Genomic DNA, 25,915 nt, shown 5'->3' with positions numbered 1-25,915 from the left:
TAGGAGCTTCTTATTTCTTAGCCGCTTTTTTAGGCTTAGTCACTGCTTTTTCTTTTACAGCGGCTGCTTTTGCGGCGGGTTCTTTCACTGCTGCCGCTTTTACTGCCGGTTCTTTCGCAGCAGCAGCTTTTGCTGCCGGTGCCTTAGTTACTGTGGCTTTCTTCACTTTCCCTTCTGTTTCAATAGCATGGTCAACCATAGCCACGGAAACATCAGCTTTAACAGTCGCTTTTTTTGCAACTGCTATCAAGGGCATTTTTGCTGCCGAAGTTTTTACAAATTCGCCCCAGGTAAGGTTATCCAGGCCATCTTTTTGTTTTTTTGCGCGTTCAATGGCATAATCGGCGGCGGTTTCAACCACCCAGTCAAAGTTTTCCTGGCCAACGCTGGTAACTTCAGCATCGGGGGCGGGGTTACAAAAATCAATCGCGTATGGGATGCCGTCGCGTACGGCAAACTCAACGGTGTTGAAATCGTAACCTAAATATTGGTTTAGTTTGATCACATAATCTTTAATGGTGTCCAATAGCTTTTTAGATGCAGGTGCTTTACCATGCTCATAGCGCAGGTGGTGAGGATTGCGCGGCTCATACTGCATAATTCGCACATGCTTGCCGCCAATGCAATAGCAGCGGAAGTAATCATCAAAAACAACTTCTTCCTGCAGCATCATTACATATTGCTTGGTTTTATCGTACTTGCTGAAAAAATCTTTCTCATTTTCCACTTTGTATACCTCTTTCCAGCCCCCTCCGTCAAAGGGTTTCATGTAAGCGGGGAAACCTACATAGTTGAAAATTCCGTTCCAGTCCAAGGGGTAAGCCAGGTTGCGGAACGACTTGCTGGTGGTGTCATCAGGCAATTCTTTTGATGGCAGGATCACTGTTTTAGGTACCGGAACCCCGATCTTTACAGCAAGGGCGTTGTTAAAAAACTTTTCGTCGGCGCTCCACCAAAAAGGGTTGTTGATTACCGCGGTACCGCAAATAGCGGCGTTTTTTAGGGCCGCGCGATAGTAAGGCACATCCTGCGAAATCCGGTCGATGATCACGGCGTAGTCAAGCGGTTCGGCCTGCATTACCTTATCAAGGCGCACAAATTCGGCGCTGATGCCTTTTTCTGCCTTTTGGTTTACACGGTCAACAAATGCCTGCGGAAATGAATCTTCCTGCCCGAATAAGATACCGATTTTTTTCATGATAGTAGGTGTTTATATGTTTGTTTTTCTTTGGGTTTCAGGTTGACGTAAATCTTGTTCTTTATTTTTTCATTTTTTTCCTGTCTCTTAAGTTCTTGCCTTATTATTTTCTTGTTTCTTGAATCCTGATCTCTTGTTTCTATTTAATCGTTGATAAATAATGCGGGAACATTTCGCGCCAGATGGGCCAGTCATGATTGGCAAAAGGGCGGACATCCAGCCAGTGTTTAATGTTTTTTTGTTTTAAAATATTTGAAAGCTGGATATTATACCCTTTGCATATGTCATACTCGGATGTACCAAGTACAATGTTCATTTGCCAAAGGTCATGATGGTTACTGCCCGGCAAAAAATCGACCGGGTTATTATAAAAAATGTTATCATCATAATAGCCATCGGTAAACATTTTAATATCAAAGGCCCCGCCCATGGTAAACAAATGCCTTACCTTTTCAGGATGTTTAAACGCGAAATTGGCGGCATGATAGCCCCCAAAACTACAGCCAGCGAGAGCTACCTCGCCAACACCTGTTTCATGCATGGCCCAGGGGATGAGCTCGTTTATCAACATGCGATCGTATCCTGCATAGGTTTTGGCCCTGTCGGCCGGGTGTATGCCTTTGTTGTACCAGCTGCGGTGGTCGATAGTATCGGGGCAGTAGATTTTCACCAGGCCATTGTCAACAAACCATTTTACACTCTCGATCAGGCCGAAATCTTTATTTTGATAATAGCGGCCTTTGGTAGTAGGGAAAACGATCACCGGATAACCGCGGTCGCCGAAAACCAGCATTTCAAGGTCGGTGTTGGTGTTGGGTGAGTGCCAGCGGTGAAATTTTTCGGTCAAAGCTTGTAGTTTTTATAATGATTGTAAGTTAGGAGGTTTGTTTGAAAAAGGCAACAGCCTGATAATATTAATCCTTAGCCGCCAAAAAGTAAAATGTATAGCTTATTTTTGCGCCCTTAATTTTAATTTAGAAAGAGATGTACCCGGGCTGGCTTGATACTGAAATGACGATAACCGAACAAGAAATAAATATAACCTCGGCGCTGCTGGAGCGGAAAGTGACTTTAACCATCCTAAAGCCGGAAGATAGTGATATTGCCGAACCGCTAAACCTGCTGCTGCTTAATGACGGACAGGAGCTTGAAAACCTCGGATTAAAAACCACGCTCGAAACATTATATAATACCAATCGCCTTAAGCCGGTGCTGATCGTAGCTATCCATGCCGGAGATAGCCGCCTAGATGAATATGGCATTACCGGTAAACCCGATTTTAAAGGCCGGGGTGCCAAGGCTGGTTTATATACTCAATTTATAAAAGAAGAATTGCTGCCGCAGCTACAACAGCTAACCGGTTTTAACGAATTTGATACAACGGCCTTTGCAGGCTTTTCGCTCGGCGGTTTATCTGCTTTTGATATTGTTTGGAATAACCCGGTGTTATTTGATAAAGCGGGCGTTTTTTCAGGTTCGTTTTGGTGGCGGGGAAAAGACCTTGCTAAAGGTTATACCGATGCCGACAGATTAATGCACCAGGTGATCAGGGAAACCAAAATCAAACCATCCATCAACGCGTGGCTGCAAACCGGAACCAAAGATGAAACCACCGACCGTAATAAAAACGGCATTATTGATGCCATTGACGATACCATAGACCTGATCAAAGAAATGGAGGGCAAAGGTTTTAAACGCCCGGAAGAAATTCAATATATTGAAGTAGTAGGAGGTTCCCATGATACAGCTACCTGGGGAAAAGCAATGGCTAAGTTTTTGGTTTGGGCTTTTGGAAATAAGGTATTAACTGCCTTTTGATACTTTGATTACATTAATTATTAACTATAACTTGTAAACGGCTTTATAATCTCATATATTAAGCGTACCTTTGCGCCAAATTTTAGGGAGCATTTTCATGCAAAAAATAAGAAATATCGCGATTATAGCGCACGTTGACCACGGTAAAACTACTTTGGTTGATAAAATTCTGCACAGCTGTGCCATTTTCAGGGACAATGAGCAAACCGGAGAGTTAATCCTTGACAACAATGACCTTGAACGTGAGCGTGGTATCACCATCGTTTCAAAAAACGTATCTGTAAGGTATAAAGATGTTAAGATCAACATTATTGATACCCCTGGTCACGCCGATTTTGGTGGCGAGGTTGAGCGTGTATTGAAAATGGCCGATGGTGTATTATTACTTTGCGACGCTTTTGAAGGCGCTATGCCTCAAACTCGGTTCGTAACTCAAAAAGCTTTGGCTTTAGGCCTTAAGCCAATTGTAGTTGTAAATAAAGTTGATAAAGAGAACTGCCGCCCCGAAGAAGTTTACGAACAAATTTTTGAATTATTCTTCAACCTTGAAGCTACTGAAGAGCAACTGGATTTCCCTGTTATCTACGGTTCATCAAAACAAGGCTGGATGAGCACCGATTATAAAAAACCAACAACGGATATTTTCCCGTTAATGGATGCTATTTTGGAAAACATTCCTCCGGCGCCTATAGCTGAAGGTACTTTACAAATGCAGATCACCTCTTTAGATTATTCATCTTTCGTAGGTCGTATCGCTATCGGTCGTGTGGCACGTGGTACCATTAAGGAAAACCAACCGGTATCTTTGGTAAAACGCGACGGCACCATCCAAAAATCAAGAATAAAAGAGCTTTATACATTTGAAGGCTTGGGTAAAGTACGTGCTACTGAAGTTAGCTCGGGCGATATCTGTGCCGTAGTTGGTATTGAAGGTTTTGATATTGGTGACACCATTGCCGATTTTGAAAACCCGGAACAACTGGAAGTAATTAAAATTGATGAGCCAACCATGAACATGTTGTTCACCATCAATACTTCACCTTTCTTTGGTAAAGAAGGTAAATTTGTTACTTCACGCCACCTGCGCGATCGTTTGTACAAAGAGATGGAAAAAAACCTGGCGCTTAAGGTTGTTGAAACCGAATCGCCTGATTCATACCTGGTTTATGGTCGTGGTATCCTTCACTTATCGGTATTGATCGAAACTATGCGCCGTGAAGGTTATGAATTGCAGGTTGGTCAGCCGCAGGTTATTATTAAAGAGATCAACGGTGTTAAATGTGAGCCGGTTGAAACCCTGATTGTTGACGTACCGGGTGATGTTGCAGGTAAAGTAATTGAACTTGTAACTCAACGTAAAGGCGATTTGTTGATCATGGAGCCTAAAGGCGATTTGCAACACCTTGAATTTGATATCCCTGCACGTGGCATCATCGGTTTACGTAACAACGTGTTAACTGCAACAGGCGGCGAGGCTATCATGGCACACCGTTTCAAAGCATACGAACCATGGAAAGGTCAGATCCCGGGCCGTTTAAATGGTGTATTGGTATCAATGGATACCGGTAAAACTACTGCTTTCGCAATTGATAAATTACAGGATCGCGGCAGGTTTCACGTTGATCCCGGAGTTGATATTTATGAGGGCCAGATTTTAGGTGAGCACATTCGCGATAACGATTTGGTTATCAACCTAACCAAAGGCAAGCAGTTAACCAACATGCGTGCATCAGGTAGTGATACCAACGTACGGATTGCTCCGGCTATCAAGTTCTCGTTGGAGGAATCAATGGAATATATCCAGGCCGATGAGTATATTGAGGTTACGCCGCAAAGCATCCGCTTGCGTAAGATCTATCTTAACGAAAACGAACGTAAGATCAACGCTAAGAAATTTGTTAGTCAATAATTTTCAATAAACAAGTACATGAAGCCCTTCGGTTAACCGGAGGGCTTTTTTGTTATCAGTTTACCATTGTAAACTACTTTGCCATTTAGTTCGATGGTATAAACATACATGCCTGCCACGAGGTTTACGGGGATGGTGTTTTGTAATTCATTGATGCTTTTAACCAGGGTTAACTTACCATCGATGCTGTATAGTTTAAATTCGTAATTATTGATATCGCCGCTGATGATATTGATCTGGCCGGCAACAGGGTTGGGGTATATAACAAATTGGTTGGGCTGTAAATAAACAGCATCGGCTATGTTGGAGTAGATGATATCGCCATTGATTGTGGTGAGTTTTGCCCGGTAATATTGTTTGCCTTGTCGGGGATTATTGTCTGTATATATATAATCCACCGCCGTACTAACCGGGACGGTATTTAAAGTAACGTATTGGCCGGCAGCTGTTGTTTTTTCCCATGTGATGGATTTAAGATTATAAACACTGCCCAACTGCAGGTTAAGCACAACGGTATTGTTAACTACATTTGCCAATAATGTTTTTACATAGCAGCCAACCCCCTGCGTGGTAGCATTAATAGTATAACTTTTTAGCCCCTCAAAACCACTGCCTGTAGCGCTCACCGCAAAATAAGTTGAAGTTTGTTGTTGCGCGGGTATAATGATGCTGGTATCAGCTGTTGATACAAGTTTTTGAAGCAGGTTATCTTTAATAGTATAAACGTTGTAGCCAGTGCTGCCTGGTTGGGGTTTCCATTGCAGGAGCGTGCCGCTGGCGCAATTATACCCTATATCAAGTGTTAAAGGTTTTGAAATGCTGAACTCCGCGCTGGTAAAAGTTTGACCGCCGATATCCATTTTAAGCATGGTTTTGGTAAAAACATCGGGCGCTGTCCAGGTATAATAGCGGTTTTTAAGGGTGGCATTATTAATGGCCTGCCAGGTTTGGCCGTGATCATAGCTAACGCTTATTGTACCCGATGTGGTATTGAATGAGCTTTGCCATCTCAGGTAATTGTCCTCGCCGGCAAAAAGCTGGTCGCCGGTCGACGGGTAGATCCATTCAAACCGGTTTGATATGATCTCCTGGTGGGCGACATGAAATTTTTGAACACCGGCAGTAACCCTTCTGCCCTTAACATGCACCATGTATGTGCCAGCCGCGGGGTTTTGTAAACTTATTTGTTCTGTGTTGTTTAATGTATCCACTCGTCTTTTTGGCGGGGCAGATAACGAATCGGCAGAGGGGAAGCTGCTGAGCACCCATGGTAAAATTTGCTGCCCGGATGGTGTGGTAACAGTAAGATCGAGATCATTTACCAATGCCCATGGCGCATTAACGGCCGCCGCGGGGTCATTCCAGGCCAACGAAACTTTAAGCTCACTGCAATTCGCGGGGACCGTTATGGAATAGTCTGTTTGTGTAGCATTGCTAACCGAGCCGGTAAAAATGTGTTTTTCATTGATGGTGCGTAATGCTTCCAATGCATTCAATAAACCATAGCCTGTTTTATGGCTGGGGCCTGATGAGCCTGTTTCATCGGCCGAGTTAATGAGTACACTTTTTATAAGCGCGGCAGATGGCAGTTGTTTATATTGTGTTTTATAAGCTTGCTGCAGCAAAGCTACCGTGCCTGATACGAGGGCTGCAGCGCCAGACGTACCATCCTCTCCATCCGCGATCAATTCGGGCTTGATGCGGCCATCATAAGCGGGTCCTGCCGAGCTTAAGGGTTCGGGGGCACCCGTTCTGCCGGTGCCGCCAACCACCAATACATTTTTAGCCTGCTTAAAGTCGCCCGAGAGGTTGGCTACCCCGCTTATGCCGCTGTAAAGCCCGCTTTCGGGTGCAGAAGTGCCGATATTGCCCGATGAAAATACATGCACCAGCGAATCATTTTCAAAAATCTGCTGATCATAAGCGGCACTTTCGGCCCCATAATAATTTTCAATGCCGGTACCATATGAGTGGTTTTGCACCGAAATTCTGAATGATTTAAAGATGGTAGTGCTATCGGGCATTAGTTGTGCAAAAGATGATGACGTGAAATTTACTTTAGGCGCAACTCCCAGGCCTTTGATATATGAGTTGCCATTGCCGCCTATAAGGGTCGCCATGGTGGTAGCGTGTCCTGATGTGATATCGGATGTTTTGAAGGATGTGAAGCTGCGGCCTAACAGGTCGAGATCATTATCATAGCGGTCTTCTTTTACCGAAACGTTAATGCCAGATCCGGTTATACCCGGAAAATTAGCCCCTATGGCCGATATGGTATTTAAGCCGAGATCGATATCGCTAATGGCAAGTTCTTCATGAGGTTGGCGCACCTCATTGGCAAATAATATATAGTCCTGTTGAAGTAAGGCAGGTAGGTTTTCTAACTTGATTTTAAGACGTACTAAGTTGCCGGTTTGACCGGTAATGGCTCCGGATTGTTGAATGTGCTTAATAACGGTGTCATTAACAGCTGTAACTGTAACCTCAATGGCTTGTGTGTGTGCCGGATGCTGCTTCCAGTTTTTTGCAAGGTTATCTGAAGCTTTCCAGATGGGGGAAGCGGCGCTGTTATTTATAATATTAGCATCGCTTTTGATAGCAGAGACTGATGATACTACATAATAGTTATAGGAGACCCGTTTGATGATATTGTATTTCCGGCTATCAATATGTGCCGGATCTTTAAATTTTACAAGGTAATACTGGTTGGGATTTTTTTGCGGAGATAAAGATGTTGCTTTATAAAGTGAAACAATTGCCTCGTCGCTCATGTGTTTTTGTGACCATGACACTTTAAAGCATAAAAAAAGGAGTAATACGGTAACAGGTAGTCTTTTTGTCATAGGCGGTAATGTGATCAAACCAATAAAGGGGAGCTGCAGCATCCCCTTTATTGATAAAGCTATTTAGTTGAAATGTAAAAAACAACTATAGGCGTTATTAGTATAAATAATTTAACGCTATCTGATCGTTGGCATTGAACGTACGGTCGGTACCGCTTGAGCAGGCTAACATCCATGAGCCGGCATCTGCCTTGGTTGGTGTGCCCGGAATGTTGATAGCGCCTATGCCTGCCGAACCTTCGTTTACATGTCGGCCGCCGCAGCTGAACGCGCGGTTCATATAGTCGGTATGACGGAAACCGATACAATGGCCCAACTCGTGCTGAATAACTGATGTTACATAACCCAGATCAGGGTTAGTGCCATAAGCCTGTTCGTTGGTGTTCATCTGGATTTGGCTATACGGGTCGCCCGATGAAGTAGGGAAGCCTGATGAACCTAAAGTGATATAACCGCCGCTTGGGCCCTCGTTAAAGCCGATGATATCGATTGTGCCGCCACTGCTAACCATTTGAAATTTAAGCGTGAGGTTTAAAGCATTGTAACGTGCAACCGCCGCGGTAGCCGCGTTAAGGTAAACAGTAGGCAGGTTTGTAACTGATACGGTTACTGTCCTGGGTAGATTTTTAACCAGGTTTGTGGTACGGTACTGCTCAACATCGGCAATTCTTAAGGTAGGGCTGGTGCTTGCTTCGGCTAAATTAGCTTTAGTGAGCAGGATATCTCCTTCAACAAGATAGCCATCGCCCTGCCGGCGCACTTCATCGGTGCTGAAGCCTAAGTTTGTAATACTTTTCAGTACATCATCCGGAATAGCGGTTGGGCTGGTGGTTGTAGTTTTTGCAGCCTTGTCTTTTGAACAGGAGAATAGTACAGAGACTCCGACAAGCACGCTTAGTCCGATCCCTAATAATAGTTTTCTTTTCATTGTTTTCGTTACGTTTTAGATGTAAAAGAAGAATTAATTTCAGCAGCCGGCCAGCGCTATTAACTTATACGCAATATATAAATAAAATGTTATGAATTTATTAATAGAAAATAACAAAAAAATATTCTTTTTAGGAATTATTGTCTTTTTATTCGATTGATATCAAAATTATAATTGTCATTTTGACCATTATGCCAATTATAGCTTTGTTTTAATTGGAGTGGTACTTTTATATTTATATACATAATTTTGTTATGTATATAAATATTTATACTTTTGATTCATGAGCACAAATCCGCTGCTAAAAGGTACTCTGCAAACCATCATTTTAAAACTGCTGGAAGATAATGCTGAAATGTATGGTTACGAAATAACACAGAAGGTGAAGGAAGTTACCGGCGGCGAGATCGTGCTTACCGAAGGTGCACTTTATCCGGCGCTGCACAAACTGGAGGCTGGTGGCCTACTGGAAACCTTTACGCAGGTAGTTGATAACAGAATCCGCAAGTACTACCGTTTAACTGAGCAGGGCGGTAAGGAGGTTACCAGCAAGTTAAGTGAAGCAAGATTGTTTATTGAGCAACTGCAAGCATTGTTAAATCTTAAACCTGTTGTAAAATGAGTTTACCGGTTGATGAGTTGAAATGGATTGAGCTGCGTTTGGAAGCATACCAGATCAGATATAGGAGCGTGTACCACGAAATTCTTGATCATATTATATCTGCAATAGAGGAAAAACGCCAGACTGGTGATAACCGAAATATTGAAAGCCTTTTTCAGCAAGTGGTTGACGGACATCTTGGCGGAACAGAAGGTATAAAAAAGCTTGTAGCTGAACATGAAGAAATTTATAAAGAAGGTATAAAGAAACTATGGATGCAAAGCTTAAAGCATTATCTCACGTGGCAGATGTTGGCTTTTACAATTGTGGTACTGCTGTTGAGCCTCAAGCTTCCCGACGTTGAGTTGGTAAGATCGTCGGTTTTTGTAATGTGCATTTTACTGGCTTGTTCACCAACGGTGTATTCATATTTTTCATTGCGGGACCGGGTGATGACTACAATGGATGGTAAGCTGTCGTTTTTTAGGGTTCATTTAATTAAAAAGGCATCAATATCGGCGGCTATTATCTTTAATGTTATTTATTTATTGTCTCCTGCAGTTATTGCCAATACACCAACAATAATCCTGATGGCGTTAATGATGCTGTTTGTTTTATTAAACCTTGCTTCTATTCATTTTTGCAGGCAATTTACAGCTTCAAATCCTACAAACCCGTAAACATCTAAAAGAATATATATATTAGGAACAGGAGTATTTGCTATCTATACTTGACTCTTTAATAAATTTTAAACTCCGCGTTTTCTCATTCGAGGCTTTTTTAGTTTCAGTACCCGTTTCCCATAGTCAATAACGGCTTTATATTTCATTAAAATATCTCCGCCCAAAACACCCAGTACCTGCGGGTGCCCCATTTGGCCGTAGGCCACATTAATAGTGGAAAGATCAAGCACAGCTACTTCAAATTCGGCGATAGGCAAGTCGCCGATGTGCAGGTCGCTGACTGTTGCTGTAAAAGATTCCATGGTATTAGTGCCGAGGCCAGTGGAGAGTTTATCGCTGGCTAAGATGTTCATGGTTTCATTGGCTTCGGAAAGCACCGTTTGATCAAAAGCGGTTTTTGACGCGCCGGTATCCAGCACCATAATAAAAGTTTTTTCAAACAGCATAACTTCAACCAGTGGGTGGAAACCATCGTCATGCAAGTCGATAATACGGAGCGGGACAGATATAATCATTGCAGGTATGCCAATTACAGATGTGCAAATGTGCAGATTAAAGCAGTGATTATTATTGGTCCTGTTAGAAAAAAATCAGCGGTAATTTTAAGATTTAATTAAATGCCCATCTTTCATGGCGCGATCTTTCAATTGTGATAAGGTTTAGGCTTTAAAGATCACTAACAGGGAAGTTAATTTTAACAAGTCCATTTAGTTTCTTTATGAGGCTAAATTAGGGTTAACCAATCAGCCCTGCAATACTGAAAAAGTGGTATATCAGAATGCGCGGAATTTATTAATAGCTTCTACTTTATTTTGTACCTGCAGTTTGATGTAGGTATTGCGGATGTGTTTTTTGACGGTTCCGGTAGAGATATCGAGGCGATCGGCGATTTCTTTGTACTGGAGGCCGCGGGCCAGGTGGTTAAGTACTTCAACCTCGCGTTCGGTGAGGCTTTCGGCAGCAGGGGCAGGTGGTTTATCGGTGTGGGCATTGAATGATGCGATGACCCTTCGCGAGATATAGGCGCTCATGGGCGAACCGCCGGCGGCGATTTCGATAATGGCGTTCCTGATCTCATCGGCCGAAGATTCTTTGAGCATATAGCCGGTTGCGCCGCTTTTTAAAGATTCAAAAATATTGGTATTGTCGTCGTTGATGGTGCACATCAAAAATTCGGCATCCGGGACAAAGGGCTTGGCCCGCCGTATAAATTCAATGCCCGACATGCCTTCAAGGTTTATATCCACGATAAAGATATCCGGTTTAAGCAGATCAATTTTTTTTAATACGGCTTCGGCATTGGAATAAGAACCAATTAAAGTTACGCCGCTCATATCATGAATAATCTGTTCCAGCCCGTGCCGGTAATGTAAATTATCCTCTAATAAAATTATCTGGAGCATGCTTTGCGGTAAATATAAAATGCTAATTTCCTAAAATATCCCGGTTTTCTTAATACCTATTATGGGGTATATGCTAAAGGTTTAGTTTAAGGCCGATGGATGTGCCTTTACCGAGGGCGGTATCAATTTTGAGTTCGGCGTTCAATCTTTTTGCCCGGGCGTAAATATTGCGGATGCCCATGGTTTCGTGTTTGCGCACATCAGGGTCAAATCCGCGCCCGTCATCACGGATGCTGATCTGCAGCCGGTTTTTGTAAAGATTGATTTCCAGAAACGCGTTTTTCGCCTCCGAATGTTTGACAATATTGTTCAATACTTCCTTAACAAGGAGGTATACCTGGCGCCTTTTTTCGCCGCTGATGATAGCCGGGGTTTCGTTAACGGCGGCATTTACATGAAGATCAATATTGCTGTATTCAAATATTTTAATGGCTTGTTTATGAATAAAACCGGCCAGGTTGCTTACTTCGTCGTTTTCGGCATCAAGGCTCCAGATAATTAACCTTACCTGGGTAGATATATCGGTAATGGCTTCATGAATAGCGTCAATCTCCTTAAAAGCCGGCTGATCGGCCGCTTTGCGGCTGAGCAATTCGGTCCTGAGCTTAATGCCGGAGATGCTTGCCCCTAAATCATCATGCACCTCACTGCTGATCCGCTGTCGTTCGCGCTGGAGGGCAAGGGCATTTTCATAATCCTTTTTTTGTAAGCCGATGATGGACTGATAATATTTCCGTACCAGCAGGAACACGATGATTATGGCACTTAATACAGCCAGCACCTGCAGCCATAACTGCTGGTACCATAAAGGCATAACAGCAAATTTAAAAATGAGCGGCGGGCTTAACTGGTTAAACCGGTCGGCAGCCAGGGCTTCTAACTCATAGTTTCCGGGGGGCAGCAGGTCGAACCGTTTTTCGCCGGACGGCGCGACGCTCCAATTTTTGTCAACCCCTTTAAGCCTGAAGCGGTATTGTATTTTACCCATGCTTTTGTAGGACAAGGCAACGCAGTTAAATACAACAGGGCGGCCGTAAGTAAAGCTGCTTTGAGTACCGGTTATCCCGTCATTAATCAACACCGGTTTAGGCAGGCTCGTATTCCCTAAATTTTGAGTGACGGCTATGCCCTGATCTGTGGCTATATAGTAATCATGGCCGTTCTGCACCACATCGGCAATGTTGTCCGAGGGGAGCCCGTTACTGGTATTGAGTAAACTTATGCGGTAATTTTGATAATTATTATGGAAACTGATAATGCTTACACCGTTTGCGGTACAGACCCATAGTGTATGGGCATCTGTCCATACCAGTTTACGGATATCGCCTGAAAAAATAGCAGGAGATCTAAATTGAACAATTTTTTCCCCAGTCCACAAAAACACCCCCTGGGCTTCGGTACCTATAGCGCATACATCATTATTTGATGCCAGGCATTTAACAACATCAATCCCTTTATTGGGCAGTATCTTGGCATAATAGGGAATTTTGCTTGTGTTAGGTGTAAACTTATATAATCCGTAAAGTGAACCTATTAGCATGTTGTTTTTATACCAGGCAAGAGATGTCAAGCGCAGGTTTTCAAATGCATAGCCTTGTTTATGCTTGAGCTGACCTGACGATGCGATAACGGAATTTTGTGAAATAAAACAGATTTCTTTATCAGGCCGTTGAGCAATTCCTTTTATAGGGCCAAAGAAGTATTTTACAGAATGCCATAACGCCGGGTTCTTATTGGAAATATCTAATCTGAATAAGCCATTATCGGTACCAATCATGAGCCTGTTGCCCGGAATTGTAAGCAGGCTGGTTATCCGGTTAAAGTCAGACCGGTTTTGATTAATGGATATGATGCCGGTTAATGACGATTGATTTGTTCCAAGCTTCATGTAGCTGAGGGTGCTTAAAACATGCCCGGCAAAAAGATATCCTCCTGCAATACCCAGTTTTAAAACATCTTCATTGGCCAGCCCGCTTTCTTTGTTAATGATTTTTATTTCGGGATTGGTACACAGAAAAAAACCTTTGTCATAACTGCCAAACCATAAATTATTTTCCCGGTCAATAACCGTAGCGGTAGTGATGTTATTATTAAGGTAATTTTTCCGCTCGCCAGTAAGATAGTTAATAATGTAGGTGCCCTGTTTTACCGTTGTAACGGCAAATGTATTTTTGCCGGTAAGGTACACCGAAGTCACATTCCCGGTAAAAAAGATTTTATTGAGCGGGATGATCCCGCTTTTTTGATACCGATAAACATGTACCCAGCCTTTAGTGATCAGTAACAAATAATTTTGCTGTAAAGCCAACCGGTAAGGTTTGATATTGTTATTGGCGGTTTGAAAACTTAACTGGCCGGCCTTAAGCTCTTCTTCGAGGATGTCAAGGTCGTTTTCAGATAGGGTGATCTCTTCTCCGTCAGAACCATAAATGTATCCGTTCAAATGCCGGATAGCATGTCTTTCCGATTTTAACTCTTCAAAATGGTATACTTTGGTACTAAGCCTGTAATTTACACAGAGTTCATTATAACGGTTAAAAAAGAAATTGGCGAAGGGTGAAACGATTACTTTTTGAGATGAATTAAGCTTATGTATAAGTCCGTTTTCATAGTAACAAACCCGGTAGTTATTACAGTAAAAAAAAATCCGGTGATAATTATCCTCGGCAATCCGGAAACACTCATTGTTTTCCAGCCCATCGGCCGATGTGAAGTTTTTAAAGTGCTGGCCGTCAAACCTGCTCACGCCTTTATCGGTGGCCAGCCAGATAAAACCCCTGCTGTCCTGCATTAAATAGTTAACCCTTGAACTGGGCAGGCCATCAGGCGCGCTATAATTTTTCAGGTAAACTAACTGATATGGAATGTAGGCATATACCCGGCCCGGGAATAGAAACAATGTTAATATTAAAAGTTTAAAAAAAGGGCTTTTTAGCGGCATTCTATAATTTGTATCAATTTAACACTGCTGCTTTTTTATCAATATGCAATGATACGGTGTATCGCTTTGTTTTGTTGTATCACCGATAAATTTAAAAAGAAATGATTAAATACAGTTTGAAAACGGCGAGGGGCCGATCCAGTGTAAAACAGACGCGTATAGGTATGATTGCATGTTAAAGCAAACAACACAATAGCTTTTGGCTAATTGGGCTGTTTGACGCTATGCTATATGCTAAGATTAACTCTCGTTATATTTTGACTGTAAAATTAAAACGGATACCCAATGGCCAAGTTAAACACGCTGCGATTAAAGTTGAAATCCCAACGAGGCTCGTTAGCACGAACATAAGGTGTTCGTAACGGGATACCTAAATCGGTACGAAGTACCAGTACCGTTAAATCAAACCTTAAGCCGAAGCCGGCATCAACGGCAAAATCGTTATAAAATTTCTTGCTGAACACTGCTCCCGGTTGTAGGCTGTTGGAGTGCAGCAGCCAGATATTACCTGCGTCAACAAATAAAGCTCCGCGTACAATGCTGAACAATTTTGGGCGGTATTCGATATTAGCTTCTATTTTGATATCGCCCGATTCATCTGCCAGGAAACCTCCGGTACCTAAGCCGGTTTGTGGGTCAAATGAGCCTGGTCCGATGGCCCTCGCCCTGAATCCCCGCAGGCTGTTTGGTCCGCCTATAAAAAACTGCTGACTATATGGCAACTGGCTTGAGTTGCCATAAGGTAAACCAACACCCACTATGAACCTTGTGGCAATAGTGCTGTTGGGTGCGGTTTTATGGAAATACCTGATCTCGTTTTCAAACTTTACAAACTGGTTAAATATCGCGCCGAAAAGTTTTTTAGGTTTTCCACCGGCACTATCGGCACCGGTTACCAAACCATATATGTTATTTGAGAGGGTTACTTTGCCATTGTAATAGAACGTATTGGTGCGGTAATCTTCGTTGGTATTGGTAAAGGTATAGCTGTAGCTTGGGCCCAATATAAACTGCTTGTCAATTACATGCTTTAAGGCCGGATTAACAGGGCCATTAGCCGGATTAATACTTGCCTTATATTCGTCGGATACGCTCAATGGATTTACAAATTGAAAATTGATGAGGTTGAGCTCATGCGAACGATGTTCTGTTTCGCGCCATTGATAACCAAATGATAAGTTATATGAATTTAAGTTGTATAGTTTTTGACGGTTTACTATGGAGTAACCAAGACTCAGGTTAGTATGCGGGATATAAGCATCGGCAGCCTTCGGGTAAATAGGCCCTATAAAACGTGGCCACGACAGTGTGGTTTGAATACCGGCCTGGTACACGTTATAGCCGGCATTTTGCCCCCCTGCCTGCACGTCGGTACTACCAAATAGGGTTACTTTCAAAGCCTCGGCGCCTTTAAAGGCATTACGGTTAAGCCAGTTGAGGTTAACCTGAGTACCTGTATAGTTTGCAGAGGTGGTACGACCTAATATATCAAGCGAGAGTGATTTCTTTTTGTATTGTGTGAGGAAGTAATAAACATCCAGCTTTGATGAATCGGCAGATACATCCTCAAACCTGTTTTTTACAAATTTGTAAGGGCCGAGGTTAATGAAGCGGTTAAGCGAGTTGTTATGCGCGGTGCGGTTGTAAACCTGGCCCGGGCGCATCAGCACGGTATTGGCAAAAGTGTAAGTATGCACTGTGTTGCGACGCTCAACAATGTTATACCATTTATAAAAAATGGCTTTGTCCTTCATCAGCGAAGTATCCCTTAACGAGTAACTCGGATACACATAAATATTGTTGATGGTATAAATGTTTTGGGCGCGACCAGGTGTTTCATTTTTAACAGCCACAAAAATATCAACCTGGTGCCCGGCTATAGTGCTATCCACGTGCATGATCAAATCTTCGGGCGAGAAATAATAAAAGCCTTCTTCTTTCAACCGGGCGTCAATACGCAGGCGTTCGGTTTTAATAACATCAAGGTTATATTTATCGCCAACTTTTAGCAGCGTTTTTGCCGATGTTCCGGCTACGGCGGTATCGATAGTGCGGTTACCCTGCGGAAATACTACTTTCCTGATTTTATAGCCCGGCCCGGTTACCGCGGTATAAACCGCTTTGGCAACTTTTGACGTTGGTTTTTTACTTACCGTATCACCGCTAACCTGCGCCTGAAAATAGCTTTCATTTTGCAGCCTGTTTTGCAGGATTTTGCTGTTTTGATCAAGGTTAACAGAACTAATAAGCACAGGAGGCTCACCTTTTTTATTAAGCCAGTGGGCAAGCCCTTTGGTTTTATTGGTTTTTGTTTTAAAGTACAGCCACAGTTTAAATCTCAAACCTAATATGGTACTGTTGGGCACAGGCCTTAGTAAAGCCCCAAGCTCTTCACTTAAAGCTTTTTTCTCGCTCTTTTTCAACACCGAATCTTTGATCACAACCTCGCCGCCTGTGTATAGTTTTTGGCCGGGCGCCAGGAACTTAGTGGTACTGCAGGCACTTAGTAAAACACATGATGAAAGCAGTATATATTTTAAATGTTTGGTCATGGGCTTAGTTTGAAGTAGTTTGCGGTTTGTTATCCTGTTGCTGCTGCATATTTTTTTGCTCCAGTGCTTTATCTGCTTCGTCCTGTTTTTCTTTTTTTTCTTTTTGTTCCTGCTGATACTGGCGGCGCAACCTGCGTTCTTCAGGGGTACGTTTGCGGAAGATCTCGCGGAAGCGGTTATAATCAACCGTCAAAGTAAAACCTACGCCTGTTTCAATGATCTGTCCCTGTATCACAATAAACTCGTCGCGTCGATAAGCACGCAGGGTATAGCGGCCGTCCTTGCTTAGTTTATAGGCTATGGATACGTCACCTGCGATGTTCGACGCTTTTTGACCGGGTTGATTACCTTCCAGGTTAAAATTATTGCCAACACTTACGGTAAGCCTGTCATTCAGGAACCGTTTAGACAGGCCAACGTTGAGGTCGGTACGATTGGTGGCCGTGCCAGATGAATAATCCTCACCTGAGGTTAAACCGAAATTCAGATCAACTCCTGATATTAAACTTCCTGCGAGCCTGTTTAACTGGTCAGATAACAGGCTGCTTACGCTATTACGGATGGTGCCCTCTACGGTAGTACCCGCACCCTGGCTTTGCAGCGGATTATCGCCAATAAAGTGCCCCAGTACAAGTACACCTAATACCTGTTTATTAAGCTCGTTAGGATCCTGGCGTATCTGGGTAAGGCGGGTATTAACCGTACTTACCACATCGGATGACACAGAATACGAGCTATCGGGCAATACAATGTCAAAGCTGATAGTTGGTGTGAGCAACTGATCTTTCAGGTTAAGGTTAACATTGAAAGGTAGTTTTTGCTTGTACATCGTACTATTTTGCGCATCCGAAAGCTGGTTTGAAACCAGGTCAATAGGTGGTACATTGGCTACGTAAATAGCGGTAAGATCAATATTGGCACTGGTTGGGTCGCCGGTCCAAACAATGGTGCTGCCTTTTTTAAAGTTAAAAGTGCGCTTGACAGTTGCATAGGCCAGGTTGTACGAGCCCGAGTTAACCACATAAGTACCGGTAAGGTTTATTTTGCCGCTTGGATCAATGCCGCCATTCAGGCTGGCCTCGCCTTTAAGATGTACGATATCGCCGTTTCGCTCATCAACTACAATAGTAAACGCTGCATTTTTGTTTACGTTGATAGTTGCAGAAACATCCAAACCCGTAACATCCGATTTCTTGAGCGAATCCAGTTGCCTGGCCAGCAAGATGGAATCCATTTTAGGGGCATCTTTATCAATAAAGTCAACCACACCCTTCCGGTCTTCCAGCGCCGGGTCGTTGGTAGGCAGCACAAAGGTCATGTCGGTTTTGTCATTAACAGTAAGGTTGGCATCAACCACCGGCTTAGTCATATTGCCGCGGATCTTGATGCGGGTATCCACGTACAGTTTACCGTAGTAAAGTTTGTTATCGACCTGGGTGGAGTTGGTCACCCTGAAGTTATTGGCGTTAATATCCATGCCGAAGGCAAAATCGGTGTAAGTTTTGGTGTAGATACTGCCGCTTACCACAGCCTTGTTGCCGGTCGAATCAACCAACGTAAAATCATTAAACCGGATGCCTTCGTTGTTAAACGTAATGCTTTCCTGCGGCATGCGGAAGTAGGAGTTGAGCATAGCCACATTAAAGCCCACCTTGTTAAAATTGATATCGCCCCGAACCGATGGTGCATCTGTTGTCCCGGATATTTTGAGCGCCCCGGTGATATTACCCGTAGCATTACGCAAATTGCCGAAGCTAAAGCCCTCGATGCTCTTCATGCTCAGGTTCACGATATTCAGGTCAAGATCGAAGCGGCTTTCGGGCGAAGTATAATAGGTGCCATTCAAATCAACCTGGTTGCCTTTGCCGGTGATGCTCATTTGAGCGGCGTAGGCGTTCTGCGTTTGGTTATTTACTTTAAGTGCTATGTTGCCTACGGTATCACCCTTGAAGTTAAAATCATTAACGTTGATAGCCGCCGTAAATACCGGCGAAGTCTGGAAATTACTTACAGTAGCGTCCCCGTTTATAACGCCACCTATCTGTAAGGAATCCTGCCTGGCCATTTTGGTAAGCGCCTCGATATGGAAGTTGTTAAACTTGATATTCAGCGGACTGTTAAATTCCTGCGTACTGCTGTTAACACTAAGGATCTGGTTGTTGTTGCTAATGGTGAAGTTATGCGCCAGGATACCTTTTGGCCCGTATTGTAAAAAGTTATCATCGCTAACCGCCCATGGTAAATAATCCAGCAATAAGCCATCTTTATTAAAGCTAAACTGGTATTCGTTTGGTAATATGCTGAAGGTACCAGCTATACGGAAGCGTTCTTTTTTTGCCGCATCGCGGATTTGAACGTTCAAGCCTGCTTTGTTGTCCTGCGCAGCTCCGGAAATGCTGGCATACAACAGGTCGACAGACGATCCAACCTTAACTTCATCAACCGAAAGATTATAGTTAAGCGCGTTGTTAGCGGTGTTAATGTTAAGCGACGCTTTATTAATGGTATTAGTGCCGTAAACTACTTTGGGTATGGAGCCTTTAACAATCAACTCGCCGCTTTGGCTGTTGAAACTGCCATTCAGCAAAACAGGGTCGAGCTGTTTCAGGTCGGGGGCAAACTGGGTAAGCAGCGGGGTTTTAACCAGTTTGGCTTCAAACGTAAACTGCTGCGGAGAATATTTAACTGCAGGCGCAGGTTTGGCTTTTATGGTTTTGCCGTCTTTAGTTTTTACAGCTACCTGCTGCCCACCTGCAATAGCGGTGTTGAAATATTTGTTAATCACATCCTGCAAGGCCGGGGCTATCTGTGTGAGCTTGTATTTACCGGCCATATGGGCTGTCATGACAGCAGTTTTTAAACGAAGTGTACTGCTGTCGGCACTGGCTGTAGAGATGAGGCTGATAGTGTCCATCCGGATGCGTTGACCTTTGTTCACCACCAACAGGTCGGTTGCTTTAATATCGGCGTTCAGGTAGTCGGGATCGGCAGTTGGTACATCAGCCACGATCTTGCCATGAAAACGCATATCGTCCTTCACAAAATTCAGGTTTTTGAGGTTGATGCTATCCACATTTAACGTGGCTTTAACTGCCGGATATTTTTTATTGAGATCAGCCTTCGCATTTAGGCTAAAATTAATGTTAGGATCTTTCATGGTAGCAACAGCGGTATAAGCCCCGTTGCTCGATGTACCTTTCATTACCAGGTTTTTGTACGTATAGCCTTTAACATAAGCCTTTGCAATATTGCCATTAAAAGCGATGCTGGCTTTTTTAGGATCGAGGCTTGTGCCTTTCACGTTGGCGCTCATGGTTATGCGGCCAACCATTTGCGGCTGTTTGGTAAGCGCGCCCACATTAAGTTCATTCGCCTTAATGTTGGCGGTATAAGTTGCCGCGTTTTTGTTTTTCCCGTTTTTTAAAGCAGCTACCAGATCAACTGCGCCATAACTCGAGCGCAAGCCCATTTTGGTATTAAAGCTGTACATGCTGCCTTTAAAAGTACCTTTCAGGTTCATTTTTTCGGGAATGCTCACATTTGGCGGAATACTGCCTGCCGGAGCGAGCTTAGCGATATCACCGCGACTGGTGCTGAAATCGGCAATGTTAACATCAAAGGTGGCCTTGTTTACATCCGGCAGTCCTTTCATTTTAGCTGATGCCTTGATATGGGTGCTGCTTAAGCCAGTTACTTCCAGGTTGGGGATCTCGAGGTTGTTAACTTGTCCGCTTACCCGGCCATTGATCTTGAATACTGTACCGGGTGATGATTTGAACGGCTCCATGCCAGCCATGGTTGGCATCAGCAGTAAAACGTCTTTCAAACCTAAGCGGCTGCCATCTAAATTGGCATTGACGCCTAAAGCGCCGATGTTTTTGGTAATGGCATCGATAGAGGGATACCGTACCTGTACCGACTTTTGCAACGTGGTATTCGGCGTTTCCAGCAACAGGTCATTCATGTAGGCATTGGTTGGCCCGTACAGGAATGACGTATGAAATTTGTTGATCTTTAAACCGCTTTTTTCGGTAAAAGTAAAGGAGTTAATCTTGCCCGAAATGGTATCCGGGCTGTAGGAAATATTTTCGGCTTCGGCGTTCAGGCTGCGGATATCCATGTGCCCGAAGTCCAGGCCTTTGGGGATCGCTTTCTGTGCTTCGTTATCGAACTTAATATGATCGTTAGTAAAAGTAACCTTGCCAATGGTGGCCCGCCATGCCGATTTGGTTGGTGATGATACCAGCGTATCCAGTTTTTTAATTGTCTTAACAACTTCTTTAACTACCGTTTTGGGTTTGGCAAGGGTCAATCCGGCGCTGGTATTGCTCAATTCAATGTTTTTAATTCCAACCTTTTGGTTTTTCAGGTCGATCTTATCCATCTCCAGCAAAAATTTGCTCAGGTCAACTTTTGCGCCCATTTCGGTGCTTTGGTAATCGACTTTGATTTTGGAGATATCGATCACGCCTAAATTCAAATCCATATTTAGTGGAGTGGTTGCGGTATCAGGTGGTGGGATAGCTTTGGTTGGTGTTTGGATGATCTTCGCGTTTACATCGCTCAGGGTAATTTTGGGTATGGTAAATTTCATTTTATCCATATCAAAATCCTTAACGCGGGTGTCAAAATGGCCTAATAAAAATTTCACATCGTTGCCGGTAATGGCATCCTTATATTTTACGTTGATCTTATCGAGGATGATCTTATCAACAGAAAACTTCATGGTTGATGTAGTATCTGTAGGTTTTACCTCTTTCTTTTGTTCGCCAACAAAAGCTTTGATGATGTAATCGAAGTTGAAAACGCTATCGACACCCCGGTTTACATTGGCAGTGATGCCCTGTAGGTTTACCTCGTTCACTTCAACCTGGCTGTGCAGCAGTTTAAGCATACTTATATCAACCTTTAATTTTTCGCCGGCTATGAGGGTGTCTTTTTTCTGGTCTTCAAAGTATACATCTTCCAAAACCAGCAGTTTGGGCAGGCCGAGACTAATATGGCCAATCTTAACCTTGGTATGGATCTTATTTTGTAAAAAAGTTACGGCTTTGTCTTTCGCAAAGTTTTGAACAGAAGGAACCTGTATTAAAATTACTACAAGGATAACCAGCAGAACTACACTAACCAGTATCCAGAGTATTGTTTTAAGGGCTATTCGTAGTGTTTTTTTCAATTGTATACGTATTTCAAAGGTTAAGATAGCGATGCTTAATATAAACAAATAGCATGCTAAGGATAGCAGTTAGCTGTGTGTTTTGTATAATTTACAAAATGGGGCCGGCTTTAATTAAATTTCCACAGTGTTACTTTTTAACAGTCTACATCCCTAACTTGTTTTAACTTTGTAACTCATAAAGATTTTGTTGAAACGGATTAACTATGCCTGATTTTTCTCACCTCCACGTACATACCCAGTTCTCCCTGCTCGACGGTGCCGCCGATATTTCCAAGCTGTATAAGAAAGCCGCCAAGGATGGGATGAAAGCCCTGGCCATTACCGATCATGGTAACATGTTTGGCGTATTTAAGTTCGTGGCCGAAGCCGGTAAGCACAATGTAAAACCCATTGTAGGCTGTGAGTTTTATGTGGTTGAAGACAGGCATAAAAAGCAGTTCACCAAAGAGAATAAAGACGTGCGCCGCCACCAGCTGATGCTGGCCAAAAATCCTACGGGCTACAAAAACCTGGTGAAGCTATGCTCATTGGGGTATATGGAAGGCCTGTACAGTAAATGGCCGCGTATTGATAAAGAACTTATTTTAAAATACCACGAAGGTATCATTGCTACTACCTGTTGTATTGGGGCTTCGGTACCACAAGCTATTTTAAGGGATACGCCCGAAAATGCCGAAAAGGAGTTTAAATGGTGGCTGGATTTGTTTGGTGAGGACTTTTATATCGAGTTACAGCGTCACGAAATTCCGGAGCAGCAAATTATCAATAATGTGCTGCTCACTTATGCTAAAAAGTATAACGTAAAAGTGATCTGTTCAAACGATTCGCATTACGTAGATCAGCAAGACTCAAACGCGCACGATATTTTGCTTTGCGTAAACACAGGCGATATGCAAAGCACCCCGATAGCTACCGACGAGGAAGGTGGTAAAGGTTATCGTTTTGGTTTCCCTAACGATCAGTTTTACTTTAAAACACAGGAGGAAATGGGCAAGCTGTTCCATGACCTGCCCGAGTCACTGGATAATACCAATGAAATTGTTGACAAGGTGGAGGTGTTAAAGCTAAAACGCGATATCCTGCTGCCCAACTACGTAATTCCTGAAGAGTTTAAGATCCACAAAACACCCGATGCCGATACTTTAAATCAATGGGAATACCTGAAGCACCTTACCTTTATGGGCGCCAAGGAGCGTTATCGTGATATTAGTCCGGAAACCGAAGAGCGCATCAATTTTGAGTTGTTCACCATTCGTACTATGGGTTTTGCAGGGTACTTCCTCATCGTGGCCGACTTTATCAGGGCCGGCCGTGATATGGGCGTGTTCATTGGCCCGGGACGTGGTTCGGCGGCGGGATCGGTAGTGGCTTACTGTACCGGGATCACCAATATTGATCCGATGAAGTACAACCTGCTGTTTGAGAGGTTCCTGAATCCCGACCGTAAATCGATGCCCGATATTGATACGGACTTTGACGATGCCGGTCGGCAAAGGGTTATTGATTATGTGGTTGATAAATATGGCAAAAACCAGGTAGCGCAGATCATTACCTATGGTTCGATGGCTGCCCGCACCAGTATCCAGGACGTGGGCCGTGTATTGGATATGCCGCTGGCCGATGTAAGTGCCATGAAAAAGCTGGTGCCCGAAACCCTGGGTATCACCCTGAAAGATGCCATTGAACAGGTGCCTGAACTGAAGGAGATCCTGAACGGTAACGACCTTAAGGCACAGGTACTGCGTGAAGCTGAAAAACTGGAAGGATCGGTACGTAATACCGGTGTACACGCCGCAGGTATCATCATTGCCCCTTATGACCTTACCGAGATTGTACCGGTAGCAACAGCAAAAGATTCGGACTTACTGGTTACCCAATATGATGGCCGTGTGATTGAGGATGCCGGTGTAATTAAGATGGACTTTTTGGGTTTAAAAACCCTTACCATTATAAAGGACGCGCTGCGCATGATCAGGCAAAATCATGGTGTGGTGATCGATATCGACTACATCCCGCTTGATGATATTAAAACTTATGAGCTTTATCAGCGTGGCGATACCAACGGTACTTTCCAGTTTGAAAGTGATGGTATGCAAATGTACCTGCGCGAGCTTAAGCCCGATAAGTTTGAAGACTTGATAGCCATGAACGCCCTTTACCGTCCGGGCCCGATAGAGTATATACCAAACTTTATTGCCCGTAAGCATGGCCGCGAACCTATCGTGTTCGACTTGCCCGATATGGAGGAATACCTGGGAGAAACCTATGGTATTACCGTATACCAGGAACAGGTGATGCTTTTGTCGCAAAAGTTAGCAGGCTTTAGTAAAGGCGATGCCGACGTTTTGCGTAAGGCGATGGGTAAAAAGCAGATTGAGGTACTCAACAAAATGGAAGCCCAGTTTATGGAGGGCGCCGTTGCCAAGGGCCACCCTAAAGATAAGCTTACCAAAATCTGGACCGACTGGAAGGCATTTGCCCAGTACGCATTCAATAAATCGCACTCTACCTGCTACGCTTTCGTGGCATACCAAACGGCTTATTTAAAAGCGCATTACCCATCTGAATATATGGCGGCGGTTTTAAATAACCAGAATAACATTGAAAAAATCACCTTCTTTATGGAGGAGTGCCGCCGTATGGGCGTTGAGGTTTTAGGACCGGATATCAATGAGTCGGATATGGCTTTTGCGGTGAATAAACGCGGGCAGGTACGTTTCGGGTTAACCGGCGTAAAAGGTGTGGGTGATAAAGCGGTGGAAAGTATCATTGAAGAACGTAATGCCAATGGCCCGTTTGAAACGGTATATGATTTTGCACGGCGCTCAAACACCCGCAGTGTTAACCGTAAATCGTATGAAAACCTGGTTTATGGCGGCGCGTTTGATGGCTTCGGGATTCCCCGTGCCCAGTTTTTTGCCAAAACCGAGTTGGGTACGTTAACAGGTGTTGAACGTCTGATCAAATATGCCAACGATTATCAGAATGTGCAGAGCAGTTCGCAATCGTCATTATTTGGCGGTTCGGTAGCATCATATGTACCGGAGCCGGCTATGCCCGATGTTGAAGAATGGCCGCTGATAGAAAAGCTGAAGTACGAGAAGATGGTTATCGGGATCTATTTAACCGGTCACCCTTTGGATAATTATAAAGTTGAACTTAAACGTTTCTGTAACGCAAACATCAGCGATTTGAAACTGATGCAAAAAGCCCGGTCAGGTGAAGGCGGCGAAGATGTAACTGCGGCGTTCAATGAACTACGCCGTCGCGGTGAGTTAAGGATAGGTGGCCTGGTATCAAGCGTTCAGCATAAAATGACTAAAACGGGTAAGCCATTCGGCACATTTGTGTTTGAAGATTACAATGAATCGTACGAGTTTGCGCTGTTTGGCGATGACTATGTGAAGTTCCGTAATATGATGATGGAGGGCTACTTCCTGCATATTAAAGGAAACATCGAAGAGAAATTCCGCCAGAAAGATAACTGGGATTTGCGGATCATGGTGATGGACCTATTATCAGAAATGCGCGATAAGCTTACCAAATCATTAACTGTTTGCATTGATGTGCAGATGCTTAACAGTAAGCTGTTGGATGATATCCAGCATATGATAGATGATAACAATCAAAAGTACCCGGTGAAAAACTGTAAGCTCCGTTTCCAAATCAAGGATAGGGAAGAGGTTATGTTGGTTGAACTGTCATCTAAATCATTCAAGGTAAATCCAAGCGATGATTTTATGGCGGGGATACATAGTTTGACTAATGAGGAGCCGGTGCTGAGTTAAATTTTCCAGCCCACCTCTATACACCCGTCATTGCGAGGAACGAAGCAATCCCCGATTAGCAGAGCCGCTCTG

Annotated in this window: 14 protein-coding genes; 5 read left to right on the top strand and 9 right to left on the bottom strand. The window is 43.6% G+C overall.

Annotated features, from left to right (window positions below):
* Positions 1 to 10: 10 nt before the first annotated feature.
* Positions 11 to 1,198 (bottom strand): ATP-grasp domain-containing protein, encoded by a 1,188-nt coding sequence (locus tag ACP26M_RS16270; protein WP_426581455.1) that lies wholly within the window; start codon positions 1,196 to 1,198, stop codon positions 11 to 13.
* 139 nt (positions 1,199 to 1,337) lie between these two features.
* Positions 1,338 to 2,045 (bottom strand): esterase family protein, encoded by a 708-nt coding sequence (locus ACP26M_RS16265; protein WP_426581453.1) that lies wholly within the window; start codon positions 2,043 to 2,045, stop codon positions 1,338 to 1,340.
* A 137-nt stretch (positions 2,046 to 2,182) separates the two neighbouring features.
* Here ACP26M_RS16265 and ACP26M_RS16260 point away from each other — a divergent pair, with 137 nt between their 5' ends.
* Both ACP26M_RS16260 and typA read left to right on the top strand, forming a co-directional pair.
* Complete coding sequence (locus ACP26M_RS16260) at positions 2,183 to 3,016, top strand: alpha/beta hydrolase (protein ID WP_426581451.1); 834 nt, start codon at positions 2,183 to 2,185, stop codon at positions 3,014 to 3,016.
* A 97-nt stretch (positions 3,017 to 3,113) separates the two neighbouring features.
* Positions 3,114 to 4,925 (top strand): translational GTPase TypA, encoded by a 1,812-nt coding sequence (typA, locus tag ACP26M_RS16255; RefSeq protein ID WP_176622498.1) that lies wholly within the window; start codon positions 3,114 to 3,116, stop codon positions 4,923 to 4,925.
* A gap of 32 nt (positions 4,926 to 4,957) precedes the next feature.
* Here the strand turns inward: typA and ACP26M_RS16250 are convergent, their stop codons facing one another.
* Together ACP26M_RS16250 and ACP26M_RS16245 are read right to left on the bottom strand one after the other, a co-directional pair.
* Positions 4,958 to 7,768, bottom strand: a complete 2,811-nt coding sequence (locus ACP26M_RS16250; protein WP_426581449.1) for a S8 family peptidase — start codon at positions 7,766 to 7,768, stop codon at positions 4,958 to 4,960.
* A gap of 97 nt (positions 7,769 to 7,865) precedes the next feature.
* Positions 7,866 to 8,696: a M57 family metalloprotease gene (locus tag ACP26M_RS16245; RefSeq protein WP_090533853.1), complete on the bottom strand. Its 831-nt coding sequence runs from the start codon at positions 8,694 to 8,696 to the stop codon at positions 7,866 to 7,868.
* Positions 8,697 to 8,979: 283 nt separating this feature from the next.
* On the opposite strand from ACP26M_RS16245, the gene ACP26M_RS16240 reads away from it, so the two are divergent.
* Both ACP26M_RS16240 and ACP26M_RS16235 read left to right on the top strand, forming a co-directional pair.
* A complete protein-coding gene (locus tag ACP26M_RS16240; RefSeq protein ID WP_090533851.1) occupies positions 8,980 to 9,318 on the top strand; it encodes a PadR family transcriptional regulator in 339 nt (112 codons plus the stop codon).
* A complete protein-coding gene (locus ACP26M_RS16235) occupies positions 9,315 to 9,977 on the top strand; it encodes a hypothetical protein (RefSeq protein WP_426581446.1) in 663 nt (220 codons plus the stop codon). The genes ACP26M_RS16240 and ACP26M_RS16235 overlap by 4 nt, the downstream gene beginning before the upstream one ends.
* A 68-nt stretch (positions 9,978 to 10,045) precedes the next feature.
* Here the strand turns inward: ACP26M_RS16235 and ACP26M_RS16230 are convergent, their stop codons facing one another.
* The 5 genes from ACP26M_RS16230 to ACP26M_RS16210 all read right to left on the bottom strand — a co-directional run bounded on the left by ACP26M_RS16230 (position 10,046) and on the right by ACP26M_RS16210 (position 22,052).
* On the bottom strand, positions 10,046 to 10,495 hold the full coding sequence (locus ACP26M_RS16230; RefSeq protein WP_426581444.1) for an aspartyl protease family protein: 450 nt from the start codon (positions 10,493 to 10,495) through the stop codon (positions 10,046 to 10,048).
* Positions 10,496 to 10,753: 258 nt separating this feature from the next.
* A complete protein-coding gene (locus ACP26M_RS16225) occupies positions 10,754 to 11,383 on the bottom strand; it encodes a LuxR C-terminal-related transcriptional regulator (RefSeq protein WP_426581442.1) in 630 nt (209 codons plus the stop codon).
* A gap of 73 nt (positions 11,384 to 11,456) precedes the next feature.
* Complete coding sequence (locus ACP26M_RS16220) at positions 11,457 to 14,282, bottom strand: two-component regulator propeller domain-containing protein (protein WP_426581440.1); 2,826 nt, start codon at positions 14,280 to 14,282, stop codon at positions 11,457 to 11,459.
* Positions 14,283 to 14,593: 311 nt separating this feature from the next.
* Positions 14,594 to 16,876: a BamA/TamA family outer membrane protein gene (locus ACP26M_RS16215; protein ID WP_373614957.1), complete on the bottom strand. Its 2,283-nt coding sequence runs from the start codon at positions 16,874 to 16,876 to the stop codon at positions 14,594 to 14,596.
* Positions 16,877 to 16,880: 4 nt separating this feature from the next.
* Positions 16,881 to 22,052 (bottom strand): translocation/assembly module TamB domain-containing protein, encoded by a 5,172-nt coding sequence (locus ACP26M_RS16210; RefSeq protein ID WP_426581438.1) that lies wholly within the window; start codon positions 22,050 to 22,052, stop codon positions 16,881 to 16,883.
* A gap of 206 nt (positions 22,053 to 22,258) precedes the next feature.
* Here ACP26M_RS16210 and dnaE point away from each other — a divergent pair, with 206 nt between their 5' ends.
* The gene (dnaE, locus tag ACP26M_RS16205; RefSeq protein ID WP_426581436.1) at positions 22,259 to 25,843 is read left to right on the top strand and encodes a DNA polymerase III subunit alpha; all 3,585 of its coding nucleotides are present in this window, start codon (positions 22,259 to 22,261) and stop codon (positions 25,841 to 25,843) included.
* Positions 25,844 to 25,915 lie beyond the last annotated feature (72 nt).

Source organism: Mucilaginibacter sp. R-33 (assembly GCF_049949235.1).
Lineage (GTDB): Bacteria > Bacteroidota > Bacteroidia > Sphingobacteriales > Sphingobacteriaceae > Mucilaginibacter.
This window is presented reverse-complemented; position numbering and strand designations above follow the sequence as displayed.